Annotated in this window: 26 protein-coding genes; 11 read left to right on the top strand and 15 right to left on the bottom strand. The window is 67.4% G+C overall.

Features of this window, described 5'->3' with window-relative positions; translation table 11 throughout:
- Positions 1-19 precede the first annotated feature (19 nt).
- From NX068_RS00335 to NX068_RS00370, 8 genes are all read right to left on the bottom strand, one after another.
- A complete protein-coding gene (locus NX068_RS00335) occupies positions 20-529 on the bottom strand; it encodes a DUF3617 domain-containing protein (RefSeq protein WP_263459300.1) in 510 nt (169 codons plus the stop codon).
- Positions 530-639: 110 nt separating this feature from the next.
- Positions 640-1,209 carry a putative Fe-S cluster assembly protein SufT gene (gene sufT / locus NX068_RS00340; RefSeq protein ID WP_263459301.1) on the bottom strand — a complete coding sequence of 190 codons (570 nt, stop codon included), beginning with the start codon at positions 1,207-1,209 and terminating at the stop codon, positions 640-642.
- A gap of 11 nt (positions 1,210-1,220) precedes the next feature.
- Entirely contained in the window at positions 1,221-1,673 is a 453-nt protein-coding gene (sufU, locus tag NX068_RS00345) for a Fe-S cluster assembly sulfur transfer protein SufU (RefSeq protein WP_263459302.1), read from the bottom strand.
- Between the two features lie 10 nt (positions 1,674-1,683).
- Positions 1,684-2,925: a cysteine desulfurase gene (locus tag NX068_RS00350; RefSeq protein ID WP_263459303.1), complete on the bottom strand. Its 1,242-nt coding sequence runs from the start codon at positions 2,923-2,925 to the stop codon at positions 1,684-1,686.
- Entirely contained in the window at positions 2,922-4,244 is a 1,323-nt protein-coding gene (sufD, locus tag NX068_RS00355; RefSeq protein WP_263459304.1) for a Fe-S cluster assembly protein SufD, read from the bottom strand. Before sufD ends, NX068_RS00350 begins: the two co-directional genes overlap by 4 nt.
- A gap of 3 nt (positions 4,245-4,247) precedes the next feature.
- Positions 4,248-5,027 (bottom strand): Fe-S cluster assembly ATPase SufC, encoded by a 780-nt coding sequence (sufC, locus tag NX068_RS00360; protein WP_263459305.1) that lies wholly within the window; start codon positions 5,025-5,027, stop codon positions 4,248-4,250.
- A gap of 20 nt (positions 5,028-5,047) precedes the next feature.
- Complete coding sequence (gene sufB, locus NX068_RS00365) at positions 5,048-6,547, bottom strand: Fe-S cluster assembly protein SufB (RefSeq protein ID WP_263459306.1); 1,500 nt, start codon at positions 6,545-6,547, stop codon at positions 5,048-5,050.
- Positions 6,548-6,565: 18 nt separating this feature from the next.
- Entirely contained in the window at positions 6,566-7,045 is a 480-nt protein-coding gene (locus tag NX068_RS00370; protein ID WP_263459307.1) for an SUF system Fe-S cluster assembly regulator, read from the bottom strand.
- 188 nt (positions 7,046-7,233) lie between these two features.
- On the opposite strand from NX068_RS00370, the gene NX068_RS00375 reads away from it, so the two are divergent.
- Positions 7,234-7,422: a hypothetical protein gene (locus NX068_RS00375; RefSeq protein ID WP_263459308.1), complete on the top strand. Its 189-nt coding sequence runs from the start codon at positions 7,234-7,236 to the stop codon at positions 7,420-7,422.
- A complete protein-coding gene (locus tag NX068_RS00380) occupies positions 7,415-7,966 on the top strand; it encodes a sterol desaturase family protein (protein ID WP_263459309.1) in 552 nt (183 codons plus the stop codon). Before NX068_RS00375 ends, NX068_RS00380 begins: the two co-directional genes overlap by 8 nt.
- 23 nt (positions 7,967-7,989) lie before the next feature.
- Here NX068_RS00380 and NX068_RS00385 read toward each other — a convergent pair whose 3' ends face one another.
- From NX068_RS00385 to NX068_RS00400, 4 genes are all read right to left on the bottom strand, one after another.
- A complete protein-coding gene (locus tag NX068_RS00385; RefSeq protein ID WP_263459310.1) occupies positions 7,990-8,370 on the bottom strand; it encodes a DUF423 domain-containing protein in 381 nt (126 codons plus the stop codon).
- 83 nt (positions 8,371-8,453) lie between these two features.
- Entirely contained in the window at positions 8,454-8,903 is a 450-nt protein-coding gene (dtd, locus tag NX068_RS00390; RefSeq protein WP_263459311.1) for a D-aminoacyl-tRNA deacylase, read from the bottom strand.
- A gap of 74 nt (positions 8,904-8,977) precedes the next feature.
- Positions 8,978-10,249: an O-acetylhomoserine aminocarboxypropyltransferase/cysteine synthase family protein gene (locus NX068_RS00395; RefSeq protein ID WP_263459312.1), complete on the bottom strand. Its 1,272-nt coding sequence runs from the start codon at positions 10,247-10,249 to the stop codon at positions 8,978-8,980.
- 75 nt (positions 10,250-10,324) lie between these two features.
- Positions 10,325-11,242 (bottom strand): LysR substrate-binding domain-containing protein, encoded by a 918-nt coding sequence (locus NX068_RS00400; protein WP_263459313.1) that lies wholly within the window; start codon positions 11,240-11,242, stop codon positions 10,325-10,327.
- Positions 11,243-11,352: 110 nt separating this feature from the next.
- On the opposite strand from NX068_RS00400, the gene NX068_RS00405 reads away from it, so the two are divergent.
- The 9 genes from NX068_RS00405 to NX068_RS00445 all read left to right on the top strand — a co-directional run bounded on the left by NX068_RS00405 (position 11,353) and on the right by NX068_RS00445 (position 21,954).
- Positions 11,353-12,747, top strand: a complete 1,395-nt coding sequence (locus tag NX068_RS00405; RefSeq protein ID WP_263459314.1) for an amidase — start codon at positions 11,353-11,355, stop codon at positions 12,745-12,747.
- 72 nt (positions 12,748-12,819) lie between these two features.
- Positions 12,820-13,821, top strand: a complete 1,002-nt coding sequence (locus tag NX068_RS00410) for a DctP family TRAP transporter solute-binding subunit (RefSeq protein WP_263459315.1) — start codon at positions 12,820-12,822, stop codon at positions 13,819-13,821.
- Positions 13,822-13,847: 26 nt separating this feature from the next.
- Positions 13,848-14,360, top strand: a complete 513-nt coding sequence (locus tag NX068_RS00415) for a TRAP transporter small permease (RefSeq protein WP_263459316.1) — start codon at positions 13,848-13,850, stop codon at positions 14,358-14,360.
- Positions 14,361-14,373: 13 nt separating this feature from the next.
- The gene (locus tag NX068_RS00420; RefSeq protein WP_263459317.1) at positions 14,374-15,648 is read left to right on the top strand and encodes a TRAP transporter large permease; all 1,275 of its coding nucleotides are present in this window, start codon (positions 14,374-14,376) and stop codon (positions 15,646-15,648) included.
- A gap of 8 nt (positions 15,649-15,656) precedes the next feature.
- Entirely contained in the window at positions 15,657-16,649 is a 993-nt protein-coding gene (locus tag NX068_RS00425; protein ID WP_263459318.1) for an asparaginase, read from the top strand.
- Positions 16,650-16,670: 21 nt separating this feature from the next.
- Positions 16,671-17,756, top strand: coding sequence for a tartrate dehydrogenase (locus NX068_RS00430; protein ID WP_263459319.1), 1,086 nt, complete (start codon positions 16,671-16,673; stop codon positions 17,754-17,756).
- 107 nt (positions 17,757-17,863) lie between these two features.
- The gene (nirJ, locus tag NX068_RS00435) at positions 17,864-19,063 is read left to right on the top strand and encodes a heme d1 biosynthesis radical SAM protein NirJ (protein WP_263459320.1); all 1,200 of its coding nucleotides are present in this window, start codon (positions 17,864-17,866) and stop codon (positions 19,061-19,063) included.
- A 77-nt stretch (positions 19,064-19,140) separates the two neighbouring features.
- Entirely contained in the window at positions 19,141-20,733 is a 1,593-nt protein-coding gene (locus NX068_RS00440; RefSeq protein ID WP_263459321.1) for a cytochrome D1 domain-containing protein, read from the top strand.
- A gap of 33 nt (positions 20,734-20,766) precedes the next feature.
- Complete coding sequence (locus NX068_RS00445) at positions 20,767-21,954, top strand: NnrS family protein (protein WP_263459322.1); 1,188 nt, start codon at positions 20,767-20,769, stop codon at positions 21,952-21,954.
- Between the two features lie 128 nt (positions 21,955-22,082).
- On the opposite strand, the gene NX068_RS00450 is transcribed toward NX068_RS00445, so the two are convergent.
- The 3 genes from NX068_RS00450 to NX068_RS00460 are packed head-to-tail and all read right to left on the bottom strand — an operon-like array spanning position 22,083 to position 25,216.
- A complete protein-coding gene (locus NX068_RS00450; protein WP_263459323.1) occupies positions 22,083-22,850 on the bottom strand; it encodes a Crp/Fnr family transcriptional regulator in 768 nt (255 codons plus the stop codon).
- 8 nt (positions 22,851-22,858) lie between these two features.
- Entirely contained in the window at positions 22,859-24,796 is a 1,938-nt protein-coding gene (locus NX068_RS00455) for a nitric oxide reductase activation protein NorD (protein ID WP_263459324.1), read from the bottom strand.
- Between the two features lie 3 nt (positions 24,797-24,799).
- Complete coding sequence (locus NX068_RS00460) at positions 24,800-25,216, bottom strand: magnetosome magnetite crystal formation protein family (protein ID WP_263459325.1); 417 nt, start codon at positions 25,214-25,216, stop codon at positions 24,800-24,802.
- Positions 25,217-25,223 lie beyond the last annotated feature (7 nt).

Here is a 25,223-nt window from a genome sequence, read left to right on the forward strand (position 1 = left end):
GCATCCGCCGGGCAGGCGTTCAGCGCGCGGGCGCGAGGTTCAGGTTGCCGACGCCGTTCTGGCCCTTGATCAGGAACTTGCCCACCGCCTGGTCGCTGCGGCAGGGTCCGAGCCGGCGGCCGTCGATCTCGCTGCGGGCCGCCGCGGTGCCGCCTGCCCGGGTCGTGCTGAGTTCGCCCTGGAAATTGTACTGGAAGTCGCCGGAGAACTTGCCTTCGATCGTCGCCGTGCCGTCTTGCGTATCGCACTGCGCACGGTAGTGGAAGTACGGCCCTTCCTTCGACCATGTCTGCTCCCGGCAGTCGGCCCCGGCGTTCGCCGGTGTGGCCAGCACGTCGTCCCGGCCTTCCTTGGCGATGCAGATGTGGAAGCTCTCGGTCTTCGCCGCTTCGCCCGCCGGCCCATGGTTGATCAGCCACAGGCCATGCATCCGTTGCGGTGCGTCGATGACGCCTGGGGCGGGCGTCGGGTCGGCGTGAGCGGTTTGGAACGTGGCGGCGGCCAGCAGCAGCGGAACGAGGGTGCGCATGTTCATTTCCAGCGATGGCTTGGGTGTGGGTATCGGATTGGCCGCAGATTAACCGTGCGCCGTGGCGTGGAAATTGAGCAAGGACAATACCGGCTCGGTTTTCGCCAGGTTCAGAACAGTCCCATTTCCAGCCGCGCCGCTTCGCTCATCATCTCCCGGCTCCACGGCGGGTCCCAGGCGAGTTCGACCGTCGCTTCCTTGACGCCGGGGATCTCGAGCAGCTTTTCGCGCGCCTCGTCGGCGATCAGCGTGCCCATGCCGCAGCCGGGCGCGGTCAGCGTCATGCGCACTTCCAGGCGGAAGCCGCCGTCGGGCAGCGGCTCGGCGGTGCAGCCATAGACCAGGCCGAGATTGACGATGTCGATCGGAATCTCGGGGTCGTAGCAGGTGCCCAGCACTTTCCAGGCGTTCTGCTCGACCGAGGCGGCGTCGGCTTCGCCTTCGGCGTGTGCGGGCATCGGCGGCGGCAGCTGGGGCTCCAGCCCCAGCGCATCGGCGTCGCGTTCGGCGATGCGGTACAGATTGCCGCCGCACATCACCGTGATCGAACCGCCCAGGCGCTGCGTCACCAGCGCATAAGCGCCTTCGGGCAGTGTCTCGGGCTGGCCCCAGGGCACGCTGACGGCGTCGCAGTCGCGCGCCAGCACGCGGGATTCGGTTTCGGCATAGCGTTCACCCATGGTCGTCTCCGTCATTCGGTGCGGGCCGGCTCCTGGGCGCCGACGATCGCGTTGTGCAGGGTGTGCCAGGCCAGCGTGGCGCACTTCACCCGCGCCGGAAACTCGCGCACGCCGGACAGCACCGCCAGCTTGCCGAAGTCGCGGTCGGGCGGCACGTCGGTGAGCAGGGCGTGGAAGTCGTGGAACAGGGCTTCGACTTCGGCCACCGGCTTGCCTTTGACCGCCTCCGTCATCAGCGAGGCCGAGGCGGTGGAAATCGCGCAGCCGTGGCCGACGAAGCTGACGTCCTTGACCAGGCCGTCCTCGATGCGCAGATAGACCGTGAGCTGGTCGCCGCACAGCGGGTTGTGGCCGTCGGCCTGGTGGTCGGCGTCGGCCATGGCGTGGAAGTTACGCGGCTGGCGGTTGTGGTCGAAGATGACCTCCTGGTACAGCTCGCGCAGGTCGGGGGCGCTGTCGTTCATGGGGCGTCCTTCAGGTTCCGAACAGTTTCTGGGCCTTGCCGATGGCGGCGGCCAGGGCGTCGACATCGGCTTGTGTGTTGTACATCGCCAGCGAGGCGCGCGCGGTGCCGGGAATGCCGAAGCGGTTCATCAGCGGCATCGCGCAATGGTGGCCGGCGCGGATCGCGACGCCTTCGGCATCCAGGATGGTGCCGAGGTCGTGCGGGTGGATGCCGTCGACCAGGAAGGACAGGATGCCTGCCTTGTCCCTGGCCGTACCCACCAGCCGGATGCCGGGCAGCGTGCCGATCGTCGCCGTGGCGTAGTCGAGCAGGGCGTGCTCGTGCGCGGCGATGCGCGCCAGGCCGATGCCCTGCACGTAGTCGATCGCGGCGGCCAGGCCGATGGCGCCGGCAATGTTCGGCGTGCCGGCTTCGAAGCGCTGAGGGGCGTCGGCCCAGGTGCTGCGCTCGAAGGACACGGTGCGGATCATGTCGCCGCCGCCTTGCCAGGGCGGCATCGCCTGCAGGATGGGCTTGCGTGCGTAGAGCACGCCGATGCCGGTCGGGCCGTACAGCTTGTGGCCGGAGAAGGCGTAGAAATCGCAGCCGATGGCCTGCACATCCACCGCCTGGTGGGCCACGGCCTGGGCACCGTCGACCAGCACCAGCGCACCGGCGGCATGGGCACGCGCGGTGAGCTCGGCCACCGGGTTGATGCTGCCGAGCGCGTTCGACACGTGGGTGATGGCGACGAGCTGGGTGTCCGAGCCCAGCAGGGCGTCGAAGGCGTCGAGGTCGAGCTCGCCGGCATCGCTGACCGGTGCGACCTTGAGCATCGCGCCGGTCTGCTCGCACAGCAGCTGCCAGGGCACGATGTTGGAGTGGTGCTCCATCGCCGTGATCAGGATCTGGTCGCCGGCGCGCAGTTCGGCGCGGCCCCAGCTCTGTGCGACCAGGTTGATGGCCTCGGTGGTGCCGCGGGTGAACACGATCTCGTCGGCGCTCGCGGCATTGATGAAGCGCTGCACCGTGATCCGCGCGTCGTCGTACAGCTCGGTCGCATGCTGCGACAGCCAATGCACGCCGCGATGGATGTTGGCGTTGGATTCCAGATAGAAGCGCCGTTCGGCCTCGATCACGGCCAGCGGCTTCTGCGTCGTCGCGCCGTTGTCCAGATAGGCGAGCCGGCGGCCATGCACCTTGCGGGCGAGGATCGGGAAATCGGCGGCGACGTCGAGCTGCGCCGGGTGGATGTCGGCAGGGGAATTCACAGCAGTTCCTCCAGCAGGGCGCCGCCCGGCAGGCGGCTCAGCAGGGCGGCGCGGGCGTGGCGGCGCAAGGCGTCCTGGGCGATGCGCTCGATCACTTCGGCGGCGAAGGCGTAGGTCAGCAACTGGCGCGCATGGGTTTCGTCCACGCCGCGGGTGCGCAGATAGAACAGCGCGCTGTCGTCGATCTGGCCCACGGTGGCGCCGTGCGCGCATTTGACGTCGTCGGCGTAGATCTCCAGCTCGGGGCGGGCGTCGGCTTCGGCCATCTTCGACAGCAGCAGGTTGTCGCAGCGCTGCACCGCGTCGGTGCGCTGTGCGTCCTGGGCGACGATGATGCGGCCGGCGAACACGCCGCGGGCGTTGCCGTCCACCAGGCCGCGATAGTGCTCGCGGCTGGTGCCGAGCGGCCGGGCATGGTCGATCAGCGTGTGGTGGTCGACATGGCGCCGGCCATCGACGTGGTACAGGCCGTTGAACAGCGTCTCGCAGCCTTCGCCGTCGAAGCGGGTGCGGATGTCGTTGCGCGCCAGCCTGGCGCCGAAGGACAGCGAATGCGTGGCGAAATGCGAACCGCGCGCCTGCTCGGCCTCGATGTTGGCGAGGTGGATGCTCTGTTCGTCCTGCTGCTGCAGCTTGACGTGGCTGATGCGCGCATCCTGCGCCGCCTGCACGCGGGTGACCACGGTGGCCAGCGTGTTGCCGCCGCCGAGGTGATGTTCGACGATGCTGGCCTCGGCATTGGCTTCGGCCACGATCAGGTTGCGCAGGTGGCTGTCGGCCGCGCCGGTGGCGCCGATGAAGACCAGGTGCAGCGGCTGCTCCAGCGCCGTGCCGGGTGACAGATGGACGAAGGCACCGTCGCTGCACAGCGCCAGGTTGAGCGCGTACGGGCTGGCCACGGCGGCGTCATCCCCTGCGGCGCTGCCGAAGGCGGCTTCGACCGCCTCGGGCCGGCGGGCCAGGGCCTCGGACAGGGCGCTGACCGTGATGCCCGCCGGCAGCGGCGGCCTCACCGACAGCGCCGGCTCGAAATGCCCGTCGACGAACACCAGCCAGTGGCCGCCATCGTCGAAATCGGCGCGCAGCGCGGCCAGCGTGGTGGCGGGGTGCGGGGCGTCCTCCGGTGCGGCCAGCGGCTGCTGGTCGAGGAAGGCGAGCGAAGTGTGGCGCCAGGCTTCGAGCCGGCTCGTCGGCCAGCCGGCGGCGGCGAAGCTGTCGATCGCGTTGCGGCGGCGGCCGGTCAGCCAGGGCAGCGCGGCGCCCGGCAGCGTGGCGGCGCGTTCGCGCTGGCGTGCGACCCAGGTATCGATGGTATTCATGGCTCAGCCTCCTGCCGCGCCCGCGGCCTGCGCGGCGCCGGCACCGCTTTCGATCCAGCCGTAGCCGTGCTGTTCCAGCTCCAGCGCCAGCTCGCGTCCGCCGGAGCGCACGATGCGGCCTTTCGACAGCACGTGCACGCGGTCGGGCACGATGTAGTCGAGCAGGCGCTGGTAGTGGGTGATGACGATCATCGAGCGTTCGGGCGAGCGCAGGCGGTTGACGCCTTCGGCGACCACTTTCAGCGCGTCGATGTCCAGGCCCGAGTCGGTTTCGTCCAGCACTGCCAGCTTCGGCTCCAGCAACGCCATCTGCAGCACTTCGTTGCGCTTCTTCTCGCCGCCGGAAAAGCCTTCGTTCACCGAGCGGTAGAGGAATTCCTCGCGCATGCCGACGGCCTTCATCTCGGCCTTGACCCTTGAGAGGAAGTCCATCGCATCGTATTCGGACAGGCCGCGATGGCGGCGCACGGCGTTGACCGCCGCCTTCAGGAAATAGGCGTTGGAGACGCCGGGAATCTCGACCGGGTACTGGAAGGCGAGGAACAGCCCGGCGCGGGCGCGCTCCTCGGCGGGCAGCGCGAGCAGGTCGGTGCCGTCCCAATCGACGCTGCCGGCGGTGACCTCGAAAGTGTCGCGCCCGGCCAGCACCTGGGCCAGCGTGCTCTTGCCCGAACCGTTGGGGCCCATGATGGCGTGCACCTCGCCGTCCTTCACTTCGAGGTCCAGGCCGTTCAGGATGGCCTTGCCGTCCACCGCGGCGTGCAGCTTGTCGATCTTCAGCATGTCATTTTTCCCTGTTTCACTCAGCCGACGCTGCCTTCGAGGCTCACGCCCAGCAATTTCTGCGCTTCCACCGCGAACTCCATCGGCAGTTCCTTGAACACTTCGCGGCAGAAGCCATTGACGATCATCGATACCGCATCCTCGGCGCTGATGCCGCGCTGCATCGCGTAGAACAGCTGGTCTTCGCCGATGCGCGAAGTGGTGGCCTCGTGCTCGACACGGGCGGTCGGATTGCGCGCCTCGATGGTCGGGAAGGTGTGCGCCGCGCAGCGGTCGCCGATCAGCAGCGAATCGCACTGGGTGTAGTTGCGCGCGCCTTCGGCCCTCGGCGTGACCCGCACCAGGCCGCGGAAGGTGTTGCTGCCGCGGCCGGCCGAGATCCCCTTCGAGAGGATGGTGCTGCGGGTGTTGCGGCCCATGTGGATCATCTTGGTGCCGGTGTCGGCCTGCTGCAGGTTGTTGGTCAGCGCCACCGAATGGAAGTCGCCCACCGAGTCGTCGCCGCGCAGGATCACGCTCGGGTATTTCCAGGTGATTGCCGAGCCGGTCTCGACCTGCGTCCAGGAAATGTGCGAGCGCGCACCGCGGCAGTCGCCGCGCTTGGTGACGAAGTTGTAGATGCCGCCCTTGCCGTCCTTGTCGCCGGGGTACCAGTTTTGCACGGTGGAATACTTGATCTTGGCGTCGTCGAGCGCGATCAGCTCCACCACCGCGGCATGGAGCTGGTTCTCGTCGCGCATCGGCGCGGTACAGCCTTCGAGATAGCTGACCGAAGCGCCTTCCTCGGCGATGATCAACGTGCGCTCGAACTGGCCGGTGTCGCGCGCATTGATGCGGAAGTAGGTGGACAGCTCCATCGGGCACTTGACGCCCTTGGGGATGAAGACGAAGGAGCCGTCCGAGAACACTGCCGAATTGAGCGCGGCATAGAAGTTGTCGCCCGGCGGCACCACGCTGCCGAGGTATTGGCGCACCAGCTCGGGATGCGTCTTCACCGCCTCGGAAAAGGAGCAGAAGACGATGCCGTGCTCGCCCAGCTCCTTCTGGAAGGTGGTGGCGACCGATACCGAGTCGAACACCGCATCCACCGCCACGCCCGCCAGCCGGGCGCGCTCGTGCAGCGGCACGCCGAGCTTCTCGAAAGTGCGCAGCAGTTCGGGATCGACTTCGTCCAGGCTCTTCGGCCCGTCCTTCTTCGACTTCGGCGCCGAGTAATAGACGATGTCCTGGAAATCGACCGGCGGGAAGCTCACCGCGGCCCAGGTCGGCGGTCTCATCGTCAGCCAGCGGCGATAGGCTTCCAGGCGCCAGTCGAGCAGCCAGTCCGGCTCGCCCTTGCGCGCCGAGATCAGGCGGATGGTGTCTTCCGACAGGCCCTTGGGCACGGTGTCGGTTTCGAGCCGGGTTTCGAAGCCGGCGGTGTAGTCCTGTTCCAGGAAGGCGCCGAGGGCGTCGCCGCGCGTGGCGGCAGAGGCGCTCTTGGGGGAGGCTGGGGTGGTGACTGGGGTTGGGGCGTTCATCTCGGTTTCTCCTGTCGTTCAGCCCGGGTGGCGTACCAGGCGGCTGGGGCCGCGCATGCGCTGGGCGGCTGGGGAAGAGGTGTCGGCAAACCTGGGGGGTGGCGTCATCTCGGCGATGCTCACGCCCTGCAGGGCCTCGCGGACCACGGTGTTGATGCGCAGCCAGCCGTCGCGGATGCGACAGCCCGTTTCCAGCGTGCAGGTACCGCTGCCGGAACTGCATTCGGTCAGCCCGAAAGGCTGGTCCTCCAGCGCATCGACGATGTCGGCGATGCTGATCTGTTCGGGCGGCCGCGCCAGCAGGTAGCCGCCGTGCGTGCCGCGCTGGCTGACCACCAGCCCGTGCCGCCCCAGCGCCTTCAGGACCTTGCTGACGGTGGCCAGGCCGAGGCCGAGAGCGTCGGCCAGTTCGGTGGCGCTGACGACCTGCGTCGGCGTCACCGCCATGTGGGTCGCGATCAGGGTTCCGTAGTCGGTGAGTTTGCTGATCCGTAGCATGATGAAGGGCCTCCGGGGTGGCCTTGCTGTCTAGCGTGCCTAAACTGTACTAAATTAGTACTGTATTTGCAAGACGGCACCACGGCCAGTGATGGCGGTCGAAGAATGCACGGGAACTGCCGCCGGAATGGCGCGTGGATGCGCCGCCGGGCCTATGATGCGAAAAGGAGCATGCAGGAGGAAGCGATATGGAGCTGGAAGTGGGTCGGGTCTATCCGGTGCGCCTGTGCAGCGGCGAAATCCGCGCCTGGCGCTTCGATGGCCGCGATGGCCGCGGCCTTGCCTGGTGGCATGACACCGAGACCGGCACGGGCTTCAACGAGTCGGGCGTGCTCTACGCCTGGGAGCTGCTGCCGGAGGGAGAGTGCGATGGCTGAGCCGTGGTGGATTCGTGTCGCGCTGCCTTTTCCCGCCTCGCTGGTGCTGCCGGCGCTCGGTCTGGGCGTCGCCTGGCAGACGTGGCCGCAGGCGGCCGGCGCGGGGGCGTTGATGCTGGCGCTGCTTGCCGGGCTGGCTGCCTGGACGCTGGTCGAATACCTGCTGCATCGCTTCTTCATGCACGGCGTCGAGCCTTTCACCGCGTGGCACCTGCAGCATCACCGTGAGCCGCTGGCGCCGCTCCGGGTGCCGGTCGTATTCAGCCTGATGCTGGTGCTGGCCATGCTCGGCCTGCCGCTGATGGTGCTGGGACCGGACAGCCTGGCGGCACCGTTTTCGGCCGGCCTGCTGCTGGGCGACATCCTGCAGGAAAGCGTCCATCAACGGCTGCATGCACATGAAGTGTCCGGCCACTGGCTGCCGTACCTGCGCGAGCACCACGCCTGGCATCACTTCAGGGACGAAAGCCTGGCTTTCGGTACGCTGACGGATTTCTGGGACCGCTGCTTCGGAACCTGTCCGCCATCCGGGCGGGGACGCTGAGGACGGAAGTTCGGAGGCCGGGTTCAGGATTGGTGCCTGCCCGTGCGAAGCACCTGCCAGGCGAGCACGACCCAGCCCAGGATCATCAGGCTGCCGCCGATCGGCGTCACCGCGCCCAGCCAGCGCGGCCCGCCCAGCGCCATCAGGTACAGCGTACCGGCGAAGACCACCGTCCCCGCCGTCAGCAATGCGGCAGGCAGCAGGCTGCGCGGCAGCCGGGCCGCCCCCAGCGCGAGCAGGCCGACCGCATGCCACATCTGGTACTGCACCGCCGTCTGCCACCAGCCCAGCGCGCTGGCATCGAGCAGGCTGCGCAGGCCGTGCGCACCGAAGGCGCCCAGCGCGACGCCGAGCGCGGCGAGCAGGGCGCCGGCAAGCAGGGGAAAGCGTTGGATGTCGTGCATGTGCGAGCTGACTTCCTCTGGATGAGATGGGGGAAAGAGCGAAGCACGGACGCCGGGTTTGATGCGGGCTTCCGTAGCACCGATCAGGAGGCGGGCGGAATCCGCAGCGGAATCGTCACCGGCCCGTCGTTGACCAGCCGGACTTTCATGTCTGCGGCGAAGCGTCCGGTCTGCACCACCGGATGTGCGGCGCGCGCGCTGGCGACGAAGTGCTCGTACAGCGCCTCGCCGGTGCGCGGGTCGGCGGCCTTGCTGAAGCTCGGGCGGTTGCCGCCGCCGGTGTCCGCTGCCAGCGTGAACTGGCTGACCACCAGCAGGCCGCCGGCGACGTCCTGCAGCGAGTGGTTCATCCTGCCGGCCTCGTCGGCGAAGATGCGCAGCTTCAGGATCCTGGCGAGCAGCTTGTCGGCTTCGGCCGGTGTGTCGCCGTGCTCGGCACAGACCAGCGCGAGCAGGCCGGGGCCGATTTCGCCGATGGTGTCGCCATCGACGACGACGCGCGCTTCGGAGACGCGCTGCAGGACTGCGAGCATTTTTTCGGGAGCCTTCAGGCCGGCGCCCCGAAGGGCGCCGGGCGTGGATGCGCCGCCGGGGGCGGCGCTTTCGGTCAGACGGCGGTGAGCGCCTGTTCCAGGTCGTCGATCAGGTCGTCGATGTGCTCGATGCCAATCGACAGCCGCACCATGTCGGTCGTCACGCCGGCCTTGGCCAGTTCTTCCGGCGACAGCTGGCGGTGGGTGGTCGAGGCCGGGTGGCAGGCGAGCGACTTGGCGTCGCCGATGTTGACCAGGCGGGTGAACAGCTTCAGCGCGTCCTGGAAGCGGGTGCCGCCTTCGATGCCGCCCTTGACGCCGAAGGACAGGATGCCCGAGGCGCGGCCGCCCATGTACTTCTGCACCAGGGCGTGGTCGGGGTGGTCGGGCAGGCCGGCGTAGTTCACCCATTCCACCTTGGCGTGGCCCTTCAGGTACTGCGCCACCTTCACGGCGTTGTCGCAGATGCGGTCCATGCGCAGCGCCAGGGTCTCGATGCCCTGCAGGATCAGGAAGGTGTTGAACGGCGACAGCGCCGCGCCGGTGTTGCGCAGCGGCACCGTGCGCGCCCGGCCGATGAAGGCCGCCGGGCCGAGCGCCTCGGTATAGACGACGCCGTGATAGGACACTTCCGGCTCGTTCAGGCGGCGGAAGCGCGCCTTGTGCTCGGCCCACGGGAACTTGCCGGAATCGACGATCACGCCGCCGAGCGAGTTGCCGTGGCCGCCCAGGTACTTGGTCAGCGCGTGCACGACGATGTCGGCGCCGTGCTCGAAGGGGCGGCACAGGTAGGGCGAGGGCACGGTGTTGTCCACGATCAGCGGCACGCCGGCCTTGTGCGCGATCTCGGCCAGGCGGCCGATGTCGGTGATGTTGCCCAGCGGGTTGCCGACCGATTCGCAGTAGATCGCCTTGGTGCGCTCGTCGATCAGCCCGGCGAAGCTGTCGGGGTCGCCGGAGTCGGCGAAGCGCACTTCGATGCCGAACTGGGGCAGGGTGTGGGCGAACAGGTTGTAGGTGCCGCCGTACAGCGCCGTCGCCGAGACGATGTTGTCGCCGGCCTCGGCGATGGTCTGGATCGCATAGGTGATCGCCGACATGCCGGAAGCCACCGCCAGCGCGCCGATGCCGCCTTCCAGCTCGGCCACGCGCTGCTCGAGCACCGCGTTGGTCGGGTTGGTGATGCGGGTGTAGATGTTGCCCGCGACCTTGAGGTCGAACAGGTCGGCGCCGTGCTGGGTGTCGTCGAAGGCGTAGGACGTGGTCTGGTAGATCGGCACCGCGACGGCCTTGGTCGTGGGTTCCGGCGAATAGCCGCCATGCACGGCGATGGTTTCGAGCTTCATGCGACGGGTCTCCCCTGTGGGTGGATGTGTGGCGAGAGTATAGCGAGGGCGGCGTGGATGGCGGAGGCGGTCTGGCTAGGAGGCCGTCTGCTCCTGTTCCCAGCGCTGGAAATATTCTTCCATGTGCTTGACGCAGAGCTTGATCTTGGCCGATGAACTCAGGCGCTCCGGATAGACGGCCCAGATGTTGGCTTCCTGGGTGTATTCCGGCAGTACCGTCACCAGCGCGCCGGTTTGCAGATGGCTGCCCACGTCCCAGATCGAACGCAGCGTGATGCCGTGTCCGCGCAGCGCCCAGGCGACGGCGATCTCGCCGTTGTTGGTGACCAGCGAGCCGCGCACCTTGACGTTGTAGCTGTGGCCGCGCCGCGTCAGCTTCCACAAGCCGACCGGGTGGTCGCGCTCCTTGATGATCAGGCAGTTGTGCTGCGTCAGCGCGCGCAGGTCGGCCGGCGCGCCATGCTCTTCGACGTACGAGGGCGAGGCGCAGAGCACCCGGTGGTTGCGTGCCAGGCGCCTGGCGATGTAGTGCGGCGAGATGACGTCGCCGATCCGGATGTCGAGGTCGATCTTGTTCTGCGCGAGGTCGAGCAGGTGATCCAGCACGTCGAGCCGGACCTGGATTTCGGGGTACTTGCGCGAGAATTCGGCCAGGCTCTCGCCGACCACCCGGCGGCCAAAGCCGAAGCTGGTGGATACCCGCAGCACGCCGCGCGGTTCGTTGCGCTTGACGCCGAGTTCCTCGTGCAGCTCGATGACGCTGTCGAGAATCCTGCGCCCCAGCTCATACACCTGCTCGCCCTGTTCGGTCAGGGAGACATGGCGTGTCGAGCGGTGGAAAAGCTTGCATTCGAGCTGGGTTTCCAGGGTCTGGATGCGCTTGGTAATGTAGGCCGGCGAGGCGCCGAGACGCTGCGCCGCCTGTGAGAAATTCAGTGTCCGCACCACTTCGCAGAACACCTGCAGGTCTTCGATGGAGAATTTGTTGTTCACGATTCGTAAAAACTGATTTCAATTTCGGCTGCTTGTTCGGCCCCGCCCCGGATCGTACGATGAATTGAACTTATCGATCCATCAAACGATTCCAGGGAAGGGGAAAGAGCTTGAACGCAACCGATCTCTCGCTTGCCGAACTTGCCCACGGGCTGCGCAATCGCAAGTTCAGCGCGGTCGAAATCGTCGATTGCTGCCGCGCTGCGCATGAACGCAGCGAGCCGCTGCTGAATGCCTGGAAGAGCTGGAACGGCGACGCAGCACGTCTGCTCGCCCAGTCGGTGGACGGGCTGTTCGACAGCGGGATGGACTTCGGCCCGCTGATGGGCTTGCCGGTGTCGGTCAAGGATCTCTACGGCGTGCCGGGCATGCCGGTGTTCGCCGGCACCGACCAGGCGCTGCCCGCGGCCTGGGAGGCGGCCGGCCCGGTTGCGGGCACGGTGCTGCGCCAGTTCGGCATCGTGATGGGCAAGACGCATACCGTCGAATTCGCCTTCGGCGGGCTCGGCGTCAATGCGCACTGGGGAACACCGTTCAACCCCTGGAGTGCCGACGGGCCGCGGACGCCCGGCGGCTCCAGTTCGGGCGCCGGAGTGTCGCTGGCGCAGGGCAGTGCGCTCGTCGCGCTCGGCACCGACACCGCCGGATCGGTGCGGGTGCCGGCGTCGATGACCGGCCAGGTCGGACTCAAGACCACGCATGGCCGCTGGCCGCTGGCCGGCATCGTGCCGCTGTCGCCCTCGCTGGATACCGCCGGTCTGCTGACCCGCAGCGTGGAGGACATGGCTTTCGCCTTTGCCGCCATCGACACTCCGTGCGGCGAAAGCCGGCCCGGCTGCGCCATGCCCTTGCTGGCCGGCCTGCGTCTGGGCGTGGCCGACAATTTCTTCTGGGAGTCGCTCGACCCGGGCATCGGCGAAAGCGTTTCCGCCGCCATCGACCAACTGGCGCGCGCCGGAGCGCACGTCGTCCGGCTGCGGGTGCCGCATTGCGACGAGGTGTACGACATCTTCCGCCAGGGCGGCCTGGCGGCGTCCGAGCTTGCCGCGTTCATGAACATGGAATTCCCGGAGCGGATCGCGCGCCTCGATCCGGTCGTGCGCGCCCGCGTCGCTGCGGCGGAGCAGGTGTCCTCGGTCGAGTACCTGCGCCGCAAACAGGTGCTGCTGGACAGCGCGCGGCAGGCGACGGCGGTGTTCGCCGACGTCGATGCGCTGCTGGCGCCCACCGTCGCCGTCACGCCGCCTTTGCTGGGCGACATCGCCGACGGCACCGCCTATGCCCGAGCCAACATGATGGCCTTGCGCAATACCGTGATCGGCAATCTGTTCGGCTGGTGCGCGCTGACCCTGCCGGTGGGCTTCGATGCCCGGCGGATGCCAGTGGGCCTGCAACTGATGGGTGCGCCGATGGCTGAAGCGCGCCTGATCGGCATCGGCCTGGCGGTCGAGGCGCTGATCGGCCGCGGGCCGGACATTCTCGGCCGTGCGCCAGCCCTTGCCTGAGCGGCCCTGCCTAAGCGGCCCTGCCGCATTCCGTCGTTTTTTTGCTGTGTGTTCACCAAGGAGGAGACTCGTATGTTTGCCAACAACAAGAGCTGGAAGAAGATCGTTGCCGCATCCGTCGTCGGCGCGCTGTTCGCAGGTGCGGCGAATGCCGCGGACTTCAATTTCACCTTTGCCCACGTGCTGGTCGAAAGCACACCGAACGCCAAGGCCGCGGTGAAGTTCAAGGAAGAGGTCGAGCGCAACTCGAACGGGCGGATCGCGATCAACATCCGTCCTGCGGCGCAACTGGGCGGTGACGTCGAGATCATCGAGCAGACCCAGATGGGGTTGGTGCACATCGCGATTCCGCCGACCGGCAACCTGGCCAACTTCGAGCCGAAGATGTATCTGTTCGACCTGCCTTTCCTGCTCCCAGACACCGCGTCGATGAAGCGCGTGCTGGACGGCGAAGTCGGTCGCGAGCTGCTCGACACGCTCGACAAGAGCAATCTGTACGGGGTGAATTTCTGGGGCGCGGGCTTCCGCCACATGACCAACAACGTCCGTCCGATCACCGGACCGGATGATCTCAAGAACATCAAGATGCGCACCCTGCAGGCGCCGGCGATCCTCGCCACCTACCGTGCCTTCGGCGCCAACCCGACCGCGATGGCCTTCACCGAGGTCTACAACGGCCTGCAGCAAGGCGTCGTCGAAGGCCAGGAGAACCCGCTCGCCAACATCTACTCGATGCGTTTCCACGAAGTACAGAAGTACATGACGCTGACCGGTCATGCCTACCACACCTATGTCGCGGTGATGAACAAGGCCGCCTGGAATTCGCTGCCGGACGATCTGAAGCAGGTCATGCGCGATGCCTTCGATGCGGGCCGCGACCATGGGCGCCAGCTTACCGACGACGACGAGGCGCGGATTGTCGCCGAGATCAAGGACAAGATCGAGATCCGCGAGTTGACCCCGGAAGGGCGCGCTGCCTTCATCGAGAAGTCGCAGCCGATCTACAAGCAGTTCGAAAACCGGGTGACGCCGGCCCTGCTGGAGAGGGCCGTCAAGGCCGCGGCCGGCAACTGATCCTGGAATCGTGAGAGGGGACGGCAATGCTCGAAGCACTCAACAAATGCATCGACTGGATCGAGAACGTGATGATGGTGGTCCTGATGCTGGTCGCCACCGTCGTCGCCATCGTTCAGGTCGCGGCGCGGTATGTCTTCAACAATTCCCTGTACTGGTCGGAGGAGCTCATCCTGTATTCGCTGATCACGATGAGTTTCCTTGCGGCCAGCATGGGAGTGAGATACGCCGCCCATATTTCCGTGGAGATGCTCTACGCCTTTGCCGGACCCCGGCTCACGCGGGTGCTGAAGTACGTGGCGGTGGTGCTCGGCCTGTTGTTCGCCGTTTCGCTGATCCATTACGGCGGCCGGCTGTTCATCAACACGCTGAACATGGGCCAGTTGTCGCCGGCCATGCAGATTCCGGTGGCCTATGTCTATCTGTCGATCCCGATCGCCGGCGTGTTCATGGCCCTGCGCTATCTGCTGATCCTGCGGACGCTGTGGAGCGGGCGGGAATACCGGCCGCTGCTGGCTTCGATCAGCCCGACGACCTGAGGGGAGCCGAATCATGATTTCCGCCCTGATTCCGATTTTCTTCAGCTTGCTGCTGTTCGGCCTGCCGATCTTCGCCGCGCTGGCTTTTGCCGTCACCGCGGTACTGAACGTCTCCGGCGGCATCGATCCGCTGGTGGTGCCGATGCGGATGTTCTCGGGGATGAACAACTTCTCCCTGATGTCCATTCCTTTCTTCATCCTCGCGGCCGAACTGATGCGCATCGGCGGGCTGTCGGACCGCCTGATCGAGCTGGCAAAGGTGCTCATCGGCTGGCTGCCCGGCGGGCTGGCGGCGGCCACGGTGCTGGCCTGCCTGTTCTTCGGCTCGATCTCGGGTTCCAGCCCGGCGACGGTGATCGCCATCGGCACGATCATGTACCCGGCGATGGTCAAGGCGGGCTACGACAAGTACTTCGCCATCGGCCTCATCGCCACCGCCGGCACGCTCGGCCCGATCGTGCCGCCGAGCATCGCGCTGATCATCTACGGTTCGGTCACCGGCACTTCGGTGGGCAAGCTGTTCGCGGGCGGACTGCTGCCTGCGCTGCTGATCGGCAGCCTGCTGATCGGCTATACCACCTGGTATTCGATCCTGCGCAAGTATCCGCGCGACCCTTTCCCGACGCTGCGCCAGATCGGCCATGGCTTCGGGCGCGCGGCCTGGGGCCTGGGCCTGCCGGTGATCCTGCTCGGCGGCATCTACAGCGGCGTATTCACGCCGACGGAGTCGGCAGCGAGCGCATGCCTGTACGGCTGGTTCGTCGGCGCGGTGATCTATCGCAACATCGGCCTGCGCAGCCTGCTCGAGATCCTGCGCAACACCGGCCTGCTGTCGGGTACGCTGCTGCTGATCACGGCCGGCGCATCGGCCTTCTCGTGGATCCTGGCCTCGACCGGCACGCCGACCCAGATCGCCACCCAGGTGCTGTCGAGCACCGATTCGCCGCTGCTGATCATGCTGTTGTTCAACGTCATCATGCTGGTCGCCGGCTGCTTCCTCGACAGCGCCTCGGCGATCATCATCCTGGCGCCGCTGATGCAGCCGATCGCCGCGCAGGTGGGTGTTGACGCGGTGCATTTCGGCATCATCACCCTGGTCAACCTTTCGGTCGGCATGCTGACGCCGCCGGTGGGCCTGAACCTGTTCGTCGCCATGGGCATCGCCAAGATGACGCTGTACGAGATCTTCCGCGCGGCGATGCCCACCATCGCCCTGATGCTGATCGCGCTGCTGCTGGTGACCTACATCCCGACGATCAGCATGCTGTTGCCCAACACCCTGTATTGAGGACGTCGATGAAAACCATCCACCTGCTATCGACCGGCGGCACCATCGCCAGCGCGCCGGGCCAGGACGGGCGCAATATTTCCGGCGCACTGCCCGGCGAGGCGCTGGTGCAGGCGCTGGCCCTGGGCAGCGAGATCCGGCTCGAAGTGCATTCGGTGCTGCAGAAGCCGAGCAATGCGATCGACGCCAGCGACTGGGCCCTGATCGCCCGCGAGTGTACCGCGCTGATGGCTTCGGGGAAGGCCGACGGCATCGTCGTCACCCACGGCACGGACACGCTGGAGGACACCGCTTACTATCTGGAATGCGTGCTCGATACGAACCGGGTGCCGGTGGTGGTGACGGGCGCCCAGCGCGTGCCGCATGCGCTGGGCAGCGATGCCTACATCAACCTCCGGCGCGCGATCGAGGCTGCGGCCGACGATGCCTGCCGCGGCCCGGGCGTGCTCGTTGCTTTCAACGAGTCACTCTACGGCGCAAGCTTCGTGCGCAAGGTGAGCAGCTTCCGGCTCGACGGCTTCGATGCGCCCGGCCTGGGCTGCCTGGGCTTCATCGACAACGGCCGCGTCGCGCTGCTGCAACATCCGGCGCGCCAGCCGCGCCTGAGCCACGAAGCGGCGCTGCCCAGGGTGGACGTCGTCCCGGCCTATGGCGGCGCGGCCGGCGCCATGCTGGCGGCCGTGATCGCCAGCGGCCCGGCAGGGCTGGTGCTCGATGGCGTGGGGCGCGGCCATGTGCCGCCGGAATGGATGCCGGTGCTGCGCGAAGCCATCGCCGGCGGGCTGGTGGTGCTCGTGTGCAGCAGCACGCTGCACGGCGCCACCCACCAGAGCTACCAGTTCGCGGGTTCGCTGCACGAGCTTGAACAGGCGGGCGCGCTCGCCGTGGCCCATCTTTCGGCACGCAAGGCCCGCATCCGGCTGGCGATCGCCCTGGCAGCGGGCATGCGTGGACCCGAGGCATTGCGACAAGCATTCACCTGGCAGCGCGAGCGCTGCTGAACCTCTCGACAAGGAAGAAAAATGTCCGCACTCAAGATCGCCGTCATCCCGGGGGATGGAATCGGCAAGGAAGTCATGCCCGAAGCGATACGCGCGCTGGAGGTGCTGCAGCAGCGGCACGGCCTCGAACTGGTGTTCGAGCATTTCGACTGGGCCTGCGCCGAGTACTACCAGCAGCATGGCGAGATGCTGCCGCCGGACTGGTTCGAGCGCCTGAAGGGCTTCGATGCGATCCTGTTCGGTGCCGTCGGCTGGCCCGAGGTCGTGCCGGACCACATCTCGCTGTGGGGTTCGCTGCTGAAGTTCCGCCGCGAATTCGACCAGTACATCAACCTCCGCCCGGTGCGGCTGATGCCCGGCGTGCCGTGCCCGCTGGCCGGAAAGAAGCCGGGCGACATCGACTTCCTGGTCGTGCGCGAGAACACCGAAGGCGAATACACCGACCTCGGCGGCCGCATCTACGGCGGTACCGAGCGCGAGATCGTCATCCAGGAATCGGTCTTCTCGCGCCACGGCGTCGACCGCGTGCTCGAATACGCATTCCAGCTCGCCGCCCGGCGCGAGCGCAAGCACCTGACATCGGCGACCAAGTCCAACGGCATCGCGATCAGCATGCCGTACTGGGACGAGCGCCTCGAAGCGGTTGCCGCCGGCCACCCCGGGGTGCGCTGGGACAAGTACCACATCGACATCCTGTCGGCGCGCTTCGTGCTGTCGCCGGAGCGCTTCGACGTCGTCGTCGCATCCAACCTGTTCGGCGACATCCTGTCGGACCTCGGTCCGGCCTGCACCGGCACCATCGGCATCGCGCCGTCGGCCAACCTCAATCCCGAGCGCCGCTTCCCCTCGCTGTTCGAGCCGGTGCATGGCTCCGCGCCGGACATCTACGGCCGCAACATCGCCAACCCGGTGGGCATGATCTGGTCGGCGGCGCTGATGCTCGAATTCCTCGGCGAGCGCCAGCCCGCCTGCGCGGCAGCGGCGCAGGAACTGCTGCGTGCGATCGAGCAGGTGCTGGAGCACGGCCCGCGCACGCCGGACCTGGGCGGCGATGCAGATACGACCGTGATGGGCAAGGCGGTCGCGGATCTGCTCGGGCGAGCCTGAGCGCAAGGCCGGATGCGGCGGCAGCCCGTTTCCGGCCGTCCCTTGACCCGCATCATTTTCCCCCGCCGGGCGCTCGGCTCTAATGGGCTCCACACAGGAGAGCCCTCATGTTCCGCATCGCCAACTTCATCCGCGAACTCGATCAACCCACGTCGGTCGGCCCGCGCCGCAATCCGCCCGGCCCGGTGGTCATCTGGAACCTGATCCGGCGCTGCAACCTGACCTGTGAGCACTGTTACTCGATCTCGGCGGACAAGGACTTTCCCGGCGAGCTGAACACGGCCGAAGTGTTCAAGGTCATGGACGACCTGAAGGCCGCGCGGGTGCCGGTGCTGATCCTGTCGGGCGGCGAGCCGCTGCTGCGGCCGGACATCTTCGACATCGCCCGCCGCTCCAAGTCGATGGGCTTCTATACCGCGCTGTCGTCCAACGGCACGCTGATCGACGCCTCGAACATCGATGCGATCGACGACATCGGCTTCGACTACGTCGGCGTCAGCCTGGACGGCATCGGTGTCACGCACGACCATTTCCGCCGCAAGCAGGGCGCTTTCGAGGCCTCGATGGCCGGCATCCGGCTGTGCCTGGAGCGCGGCATCAAGGTCGGCGTGCGCTACACCATGACCGAAGGCAATGCCCACGACTTGCGTGCGCTGCTGAAGCTGGTCGAGGACGAGGGCATCGACAAGTTCTATTTTTCCCACCTCAACTACGCCGGCCGCGGCAACAAGAACCGCGCCGGCGATGCCCGCCACCGCACCACGCGCGAGGCGATGGAGCTGCTGTTCGAGACCTGTCTGGAGCTGCACCGGCGCGGCATCGAGAAGGACTTCGTCACCGGCAACAACGATGCCGACGGACCATTCCTGCTGCAGTGGGTGCAGCGCCGCTTCCCCGAGCGTGCGGCGCACATCGAGGCCAAGCTGCGCCAGTGGGGCGGCAACGCCAGCGGCGTGAACGTGGCCAACATCGACAACCTCGGCATCGTGCATCCGGACACGATGTGGTGGCACGTGCCGCTGGGCGACGTGCGCAAGCGTGCCTTCGGCGAGATCTGGAACGATCTGGACAATCCGCTGCTGGCCGGGCTGAAGCAGCACCCGCGTGTGCTCGAAGGCCGCTGTGGCGGCTGTCGTTACCTGGACATCTGCAACGGCAGCTCGCGCGTGCGTGCCTCGCAGATCACCGGCAACCCGTGGGCGGAAGATCCGGGCTGTTATCTGGACGACGACGAGATCGGTTTCGCCGGCGGCGGCGAGCGCGTCGTCACCACACCCTGGACGCGTATCGCGAAGGTGCCGGCATGAGAAAGAATTCCTGCGCTCGCAGCAATGTTGCGGCGCTGTCCTTTGACGGAGTGTTTTCCTCCTGGGGTAGTCCGGCGATGAAGACGTCGCTGGGCGCGATCCTGTTCGGTGCCGCGATGCTGGCGGCCGGCAGCGGCAATGCAGCCGACACGGCCCGTCCCGACGTTTCCGCGCTGTATGCCCAGCATTGCGCCGCCTGCCATGCTCCCGACCGCCTCGGCGGCATGGGGCCGGCGCTGTTGCCGGACAACCTGTCCCGCCTGCGCAAGCCCGAGGCGCTGAAGATCGTTGCCGAGGGGCGCACCGCGACGCAGATGCTGGGCTTCGCCGGGCAGTTGGACAAGGACGAAATCGCCGCGCTGGTCGACTGGATCTACAGCCCGGTCGAGCCGCCGCCGCGATGGACCGACGAAGACATTCGCGCGTCCTGGATCCGGCATGTCGATCCGGCTACGCTGTCCGACAAGCCCGTGTTCGATGCCGATCCAATGAACGTCTTCCTCGTCGTCGAGGGCGGCGATCACCACGTCAGCGTGCTCGACGGCGACAAGCTCGAGCCCATCCACCGCTTCCAGTCGCGCTTCGCGCTGCACGGCGGTCCCAAGTTCGCCGCCGACGGGCGCTACGTGTTCTTCGGCTCGCGCGACGGCTGGATCACCAAGTACGACCTGTGGAACCTGAAGGTGGTGGCGGAGGTGAGGGCGGGCATCAACACCCGCAACGTCGCCGCGTCGCCGGACGGCCAGCACGTCGCAGTGGCAAACTACCTGCCAAATACCCTGGTGCTGCTCGACGGCGACCTGAACCTGGTCAAGACCATCGCCGCCACCGACCGCGACGGCAAGCACAGCTCGCGCGTGTCGGCGGTGTATGACGCCACGCCGCGCCAGTCCTTCATCGCCGCGCTGAAGGATGTGCCGGAAGTGTGGGAGATCAGCTACACCAAGGCGGTGGAAGACATCCCCACCGGCTTCATCCACGACTACGCGCAGAAAGAGGGCAGCTTCATTCCCGGCTACCTGAACCCGCGCCGCACCATCCTGCAGGAAGTGCTGGACGACTTCTTCTTCACCCAGGACTACGCCGAGCTGATGGGTGCCTCGCGCGAAGGCGTCGGCCAGGTGGTCAACCTCGACATCCGCCGCAAGATCGCCGACCTGCCGCTGGACGGCATGCCGCACCTGGGTTCGGGCATCACCTGGGAGTGGACAGACACTCGGACCGGCGCCGACGGCAAGCCGCGCACGGTGATGGCGAGCACCAACCTGAAGGCGGGCGAAGTCACGGTGATCGACATGAAGAGCTGGGAGGTCATCAAGCGCATCCCCACCCGTGGTCCCGGCTTCTTCCTGCGCAGCCACGCCAACAGCCGTTATGCTTTCGTCGATTCGATGATGAGCCCGCAGGCCAAGCACATCCTGCAGGTCATCGACAAGCAGTTGCTGGAAGTGGTCAAGGAAATCACCGGCGAGCCGGGAAAGACCCTGGCCCACATCGAATTCACCCGCGACGGCCGCTACGCGCTGGCCAGCCTGTGGGAAGACGAGGGTGCGGTCATCGTCTATGACGCCCAGACCCTCGAGGAAGTGAAACGCCTGCCGATGAGAAAGCCGGTGGGCAAATACAATGTGTGGAACAAGATCACACGCGAAGAGGGCACCAGCCATTGAGTGCCCCCGCAATCCCTGACGAAGAGTAAGACCATGGCCCTGATCCCCCTCGAAGAACCGACCACCAAACGCATCCCGCCCGACACCTTCTCGCTGTGGGCGCTGGGCTTCCGCCCCTTCTACCTGCTGGCCGCGGCCTTTGCCGCGATTGCCGTGCCGATATGGGTCGTGGTCTTTTCCGGTGCGCTGCAGACGCCGATTCCCGGCATGTGGTGGCATGCGCACGAGATGATCTTCGGCTTCGCCGCGGCGGTCATCATCGGTTTCCTGTTCACTGCCGCGCGCAACTGGACCGGGCTGGACACGCCGGCCGGCGGCCAGCTCGCGGCGCTGGTCGCCTTGTGGCTGGCCGGCCGGCTGGCGATGGCCTTCGGCAGCGGCGTATGGGTGGCGGTGATCGACCTCGCTTTCCTGCCGGTGGCCGCGGCGCTGCTGCTGCGCGTGCTGACGCGTGCCAAGAGCAAGCGCAACTACTTCGTCGGCGTGCTGCCGGGCCTGCTGTCGCTGGCCAACCTGGTGTTCCATCTCGCGGTGCTGGGCGTCATCGGCGCCGATCCGCTGGCGGCGATGCATCTCGCGCTGGGCCTGATCGTGGTGCTGGAGACCGTCATCGGCGGACGCGTGATTCCGATGTTCACCTTCAACGTGATCCGTGGCATCAAGCAGTGGCGCGACGTGCGCCTCGACTGGGCGGCGGCGGTCTCCACCGGTATCGCGCTGCTGCTGTGGGCGGCCGGAGCGGGCGCCTGGGCTGCCGTGCTGTCCTTCGTCGCCGCGGTGCTGCAACTGCTGCGTGTCGGTGGCTGGAATCCGTGGGCGACGCGCAAGGTGCCGCTGCTGTGGATCCTGCACCTGTCCTACCTGTGGATTCCGATCGGCCTGGCCCTGATCGGCCTGGCCCAGCTCGGCCTGCTGCCGCGCACCGCCGGCATCCACGCGCTGGCGATCGGCGCCACCGGCGGACTGATCATCGGCATGATCACCCGCACCGCGCTCGGCCATACCGGCCGCATGCTGGTGGCCGGCCCGATCGAGACCGCCGCCTACGTGGTGGTGCAACTGGCGGCGCTGGCCCGGGTGCTGACCGTGGCCGCCGTCCCCGTTGCCGCCACCGGTGGTATCCACGCCGCCGCCACGCTGTGGGCGATCGGCTTCGCGCTCTACCTGTGGCGCTACACGCCCTTCCTGCTGAAGGCGAGGGTGGATGGCAAGGCGGGGTAGGGGGAGTGCCGCAGAGGCCAGTGACGTAGTTCAGTCTTCGATACAGCAAAAAACCAGCCGCATCGGCTGGTTTTTTGCTGTACGTCCCGGACCTTGCTTCCCTGCTGGAAGCAGGGCCGGGTTTTTCTTCAATCCAGGCTGCTGCGCAGCCGCTCGATGTCCGGGATGTGGATGGTGCGGCCTTCGACCTCGATCAAGCCGGAGCTGGTCAGTTCGTGCAGGATGCGGGAGAAGTGTTCCTGCGTCAGGTTGAGCCGCGAGGCGATGGTGCCCTTGCTGGTGGGCAGGCGGATGGAGACGCGGCCGTTGTTGTTGCATTCGCCGCTCAGCTCCTCTTCGCGCAGCAGGTAGCCGATGATGCGCTCGCGGCCGGAGCGCAGCGAGTAGCTTTCGACGTCGCCCATCAGGCGGTGCAGACGCTGGGAGAGGCCGGCGATGATCTTGTGGCAGAAGTCCGGGTCGTTGCTCATCTCCTCGAACAGCACCTGCTTGCCGATGTGCAGCAGGGCGCTGTCGGTCAGCGCCTGCGCCATGACGACGTAGGGCTTGTCCATGAACATCACCGCTTCGCCGAAGCTCTGGCCCGGGCGCAGGATGTCGACCACTTTCTCGTTGCCTTCGGACGAGGTGAAGGCGAGCTTAATCTGGCCGGACAGGATCAGGTGGAAGCCGGTGCAGGCATCGCCGCGATGGAACAGGATTTCGCCCTTGGTCGCCTTGACTTCGCGCACGCCGCGGGCAAAACGGGCGATTTCGCCGCAGCCCAGGCCCTGGAACAGCGAGGCATGGCGGAGCAGGCGGCACAGGCGTTCGACTTCGGGTGCCAGCGGAACGGCCCCGGCAGCCGGGTCGGCTTCGCGCATGGCTTCCTGGCATGGGGTGTCGAAATGGTTCATGGCGTCGATCAACGGGTCAGTTGGGCGTAGAACATCGGCAGCCGGGCGGGCAACTCGTCGGGCTGGCGGATCACTGCATAGCCGCCGGGGCCGAACAGGTGCGGCAGGTAGCTGGCGCCTTCGCGGTCGATGGTGACGCAGAAGGGCACGATGCCGCGGCCGCGCGCCTCGATGACGGCGACGCGGGTGTCCTCGATGCCGTAGCGGCCGTCGTAGAGGTCGAGGTCGTTGGGTTTGCCGTCGGACAGGATCAGCAGCACGCGCCGGGCGGCGGCCTGCTTTTCGAGCACGCTGGTGGCGTGGCGGATCGCCGCGCCCAGGCGAGTGTAGTAGCCCGGCTTGATCGCCATGATGCGGCCGCGCGCGGCGTCGTCGAAACGCTGCGAGAAAGTCTTCAGGTGGTGGAAGCGGACGTTGCTGCGCTTGACCGAGGAGAAGCCGCACAGCGCGAAGCGGTCGCCGGTGGCCGACAGCGCTTCACCGAACAGCAGCAGCGAATCGCGGATGACGTCGATGACGCGCGCTTCGGACGAGATCCAGGCGTCGGTGGACAGCGACAGATCGGCCAGCGCCAGGCAGGCGAGGTCGCGTTCGCGCTTTTCCAGCGACAGGTAGAGCTGGTCGGATGGGTGCTGGCCGATGGCACGATCGGTGGCGGCGCGCACCACCGCGTCGAGATCGAGCTCGCTGCCGTCGATGCGGCCCTTGAGCCAGCGCCGGCCCGGCTGTAGCGCGGCGAACTGGCGATGCAGGTGGCGCGCGGTGCGATGAAGGTGGGGCGGCAGCGGCGTGGGCGCGGCACGTGGGTCATGTGGCGAGGCGGTGAACTCCTGCAGGCGGACGTGGTCCTCGCGCAGCAGGCCCTTGCGGTAGTCCCATTCGGGCAGCGGAATGCCGTCGCCGAGAACGACGTCGTCCTCGGCGGCGGACGGCAGATCGAGGTCGAAGCGCACCTTGGAGGCGACACGCTCTTCGTCGCGCGACAGCGCGAGCTGTTCGAGGTTGGCGGCGGCGTCGGCGGCGTTGTCGTCGGGGTCGTCGTCGGTGCTGCGCTTGACCTTGAGGAATTCGGCCACCGACAGCAGGCTCTCGGCGCGGAAGATCATCAGCAGGCCGTGCTTTTCCTGCGGCTGGTCGACGCGCTCGACGCGGTGGGCCTGGCGTTCGGTTTCGCGCTCGTCGCGCTTGTTCTGCGCGTTGGCGCTGGCTTCGGCGCCGCGTCCGCCGCGGGCGGCGGCGGCCTCGCCGGGCATCAGGTCGCCCAGCCACAGCAGCACCGGCTGCTGCGGCATGCCCTTGGGCGGCAAGGGCGGCAGGACGGCGACGCTGCCGGGATGCTGCAGCGCCTGGCGAATCAGGTTCTCGCGTTCGGCTTCGGCCGGCGGCAGGCGGGCGGGCTCGATGCGCTGCTGGATGACTGCGGCCACCAGGCGCTCGTAGCGCGGCTGCAGGCCGGGCCAGCGCAGCAGTGCGCGCAGCGTGGCGAGCTGGTTCAGGCGCAGTTCGAGCGTCGCCGCGTCGGCGCTGGCGCCTTCGGGCAGCGGTGCGAGCCGGGCCTGGGCCTCGGCCAGTGCGGCTTCGTCCTCGGCCCCGGCCGGCGCGCCGCTGGCAGCGGCGAGCGCGGCCAGCCACAGGTAGAGGTCACGGTTCAGGCTGCGCTCGGGCAGGGTGTCGAGCTCCATCGGCAGGCGCAGCGTGACGGCGTCCATGCGCGCACGGGCCGTGCGTTCGTCGCTGCCGGCGATGCGCGACAGCAGGCTGCGGCGCGCGCCATGGACGTCGGCGGTGGCGGCGGCGACACGCAGACCGGGGTCGCCGCCGAGGGCGCGGAAAAACACGCCGGTCATGCGTTCGATTTCCTTCAGCCTGACCACGGCCTGGGGAAAGTGGCCGCCCGCGGCGCGGGTGATGAAGCGGTGCCAGAGCTTGCCGACGGTTTCTTCCATGGTTCAGCGCTCCAGATCCTTTTCGCGCGGCCCGAAGATCGGATAGCGCCAGGGCCGGCCATTGACCGCACGCGACAGGCCGAGCACGCCGAGCAGGATCAGCCCGGAATGGACGAAGGTGAAGTAGAGCACACCGATCACCCACGACCACGGGTTGTCGAAGCCGCCGAGGACGAAGATGGCGACGCTCAGGCTCACCAGCAGGGTGCCGCCCCAGATGCAGGTCCAGCCGGTCTGGCGCAGGTGGTTGCGTACCAGCGGGTCGGGATGGTTCCGGTGCTTGATCCACAGGAACATCAGCGCCAGGAAGGCCAGGCCCGGCGCCAGCATCAGGTTGATCAGGAACAGTGCCTCCGCCGCGATGGCGAGGTGCGGGCCGGGGACGGCGTGGCGGAGCGGGTCGGGGCGTTCGGTCGACATGGCCGTT

The organism is Thauera carbonicopians (assembly GCF_025699485.1).
GTDB lineage: Bacteria > Pseudomonadota > Gammaproteobacteria > Burkholderiales > Rhodocyclaceae > Thauera.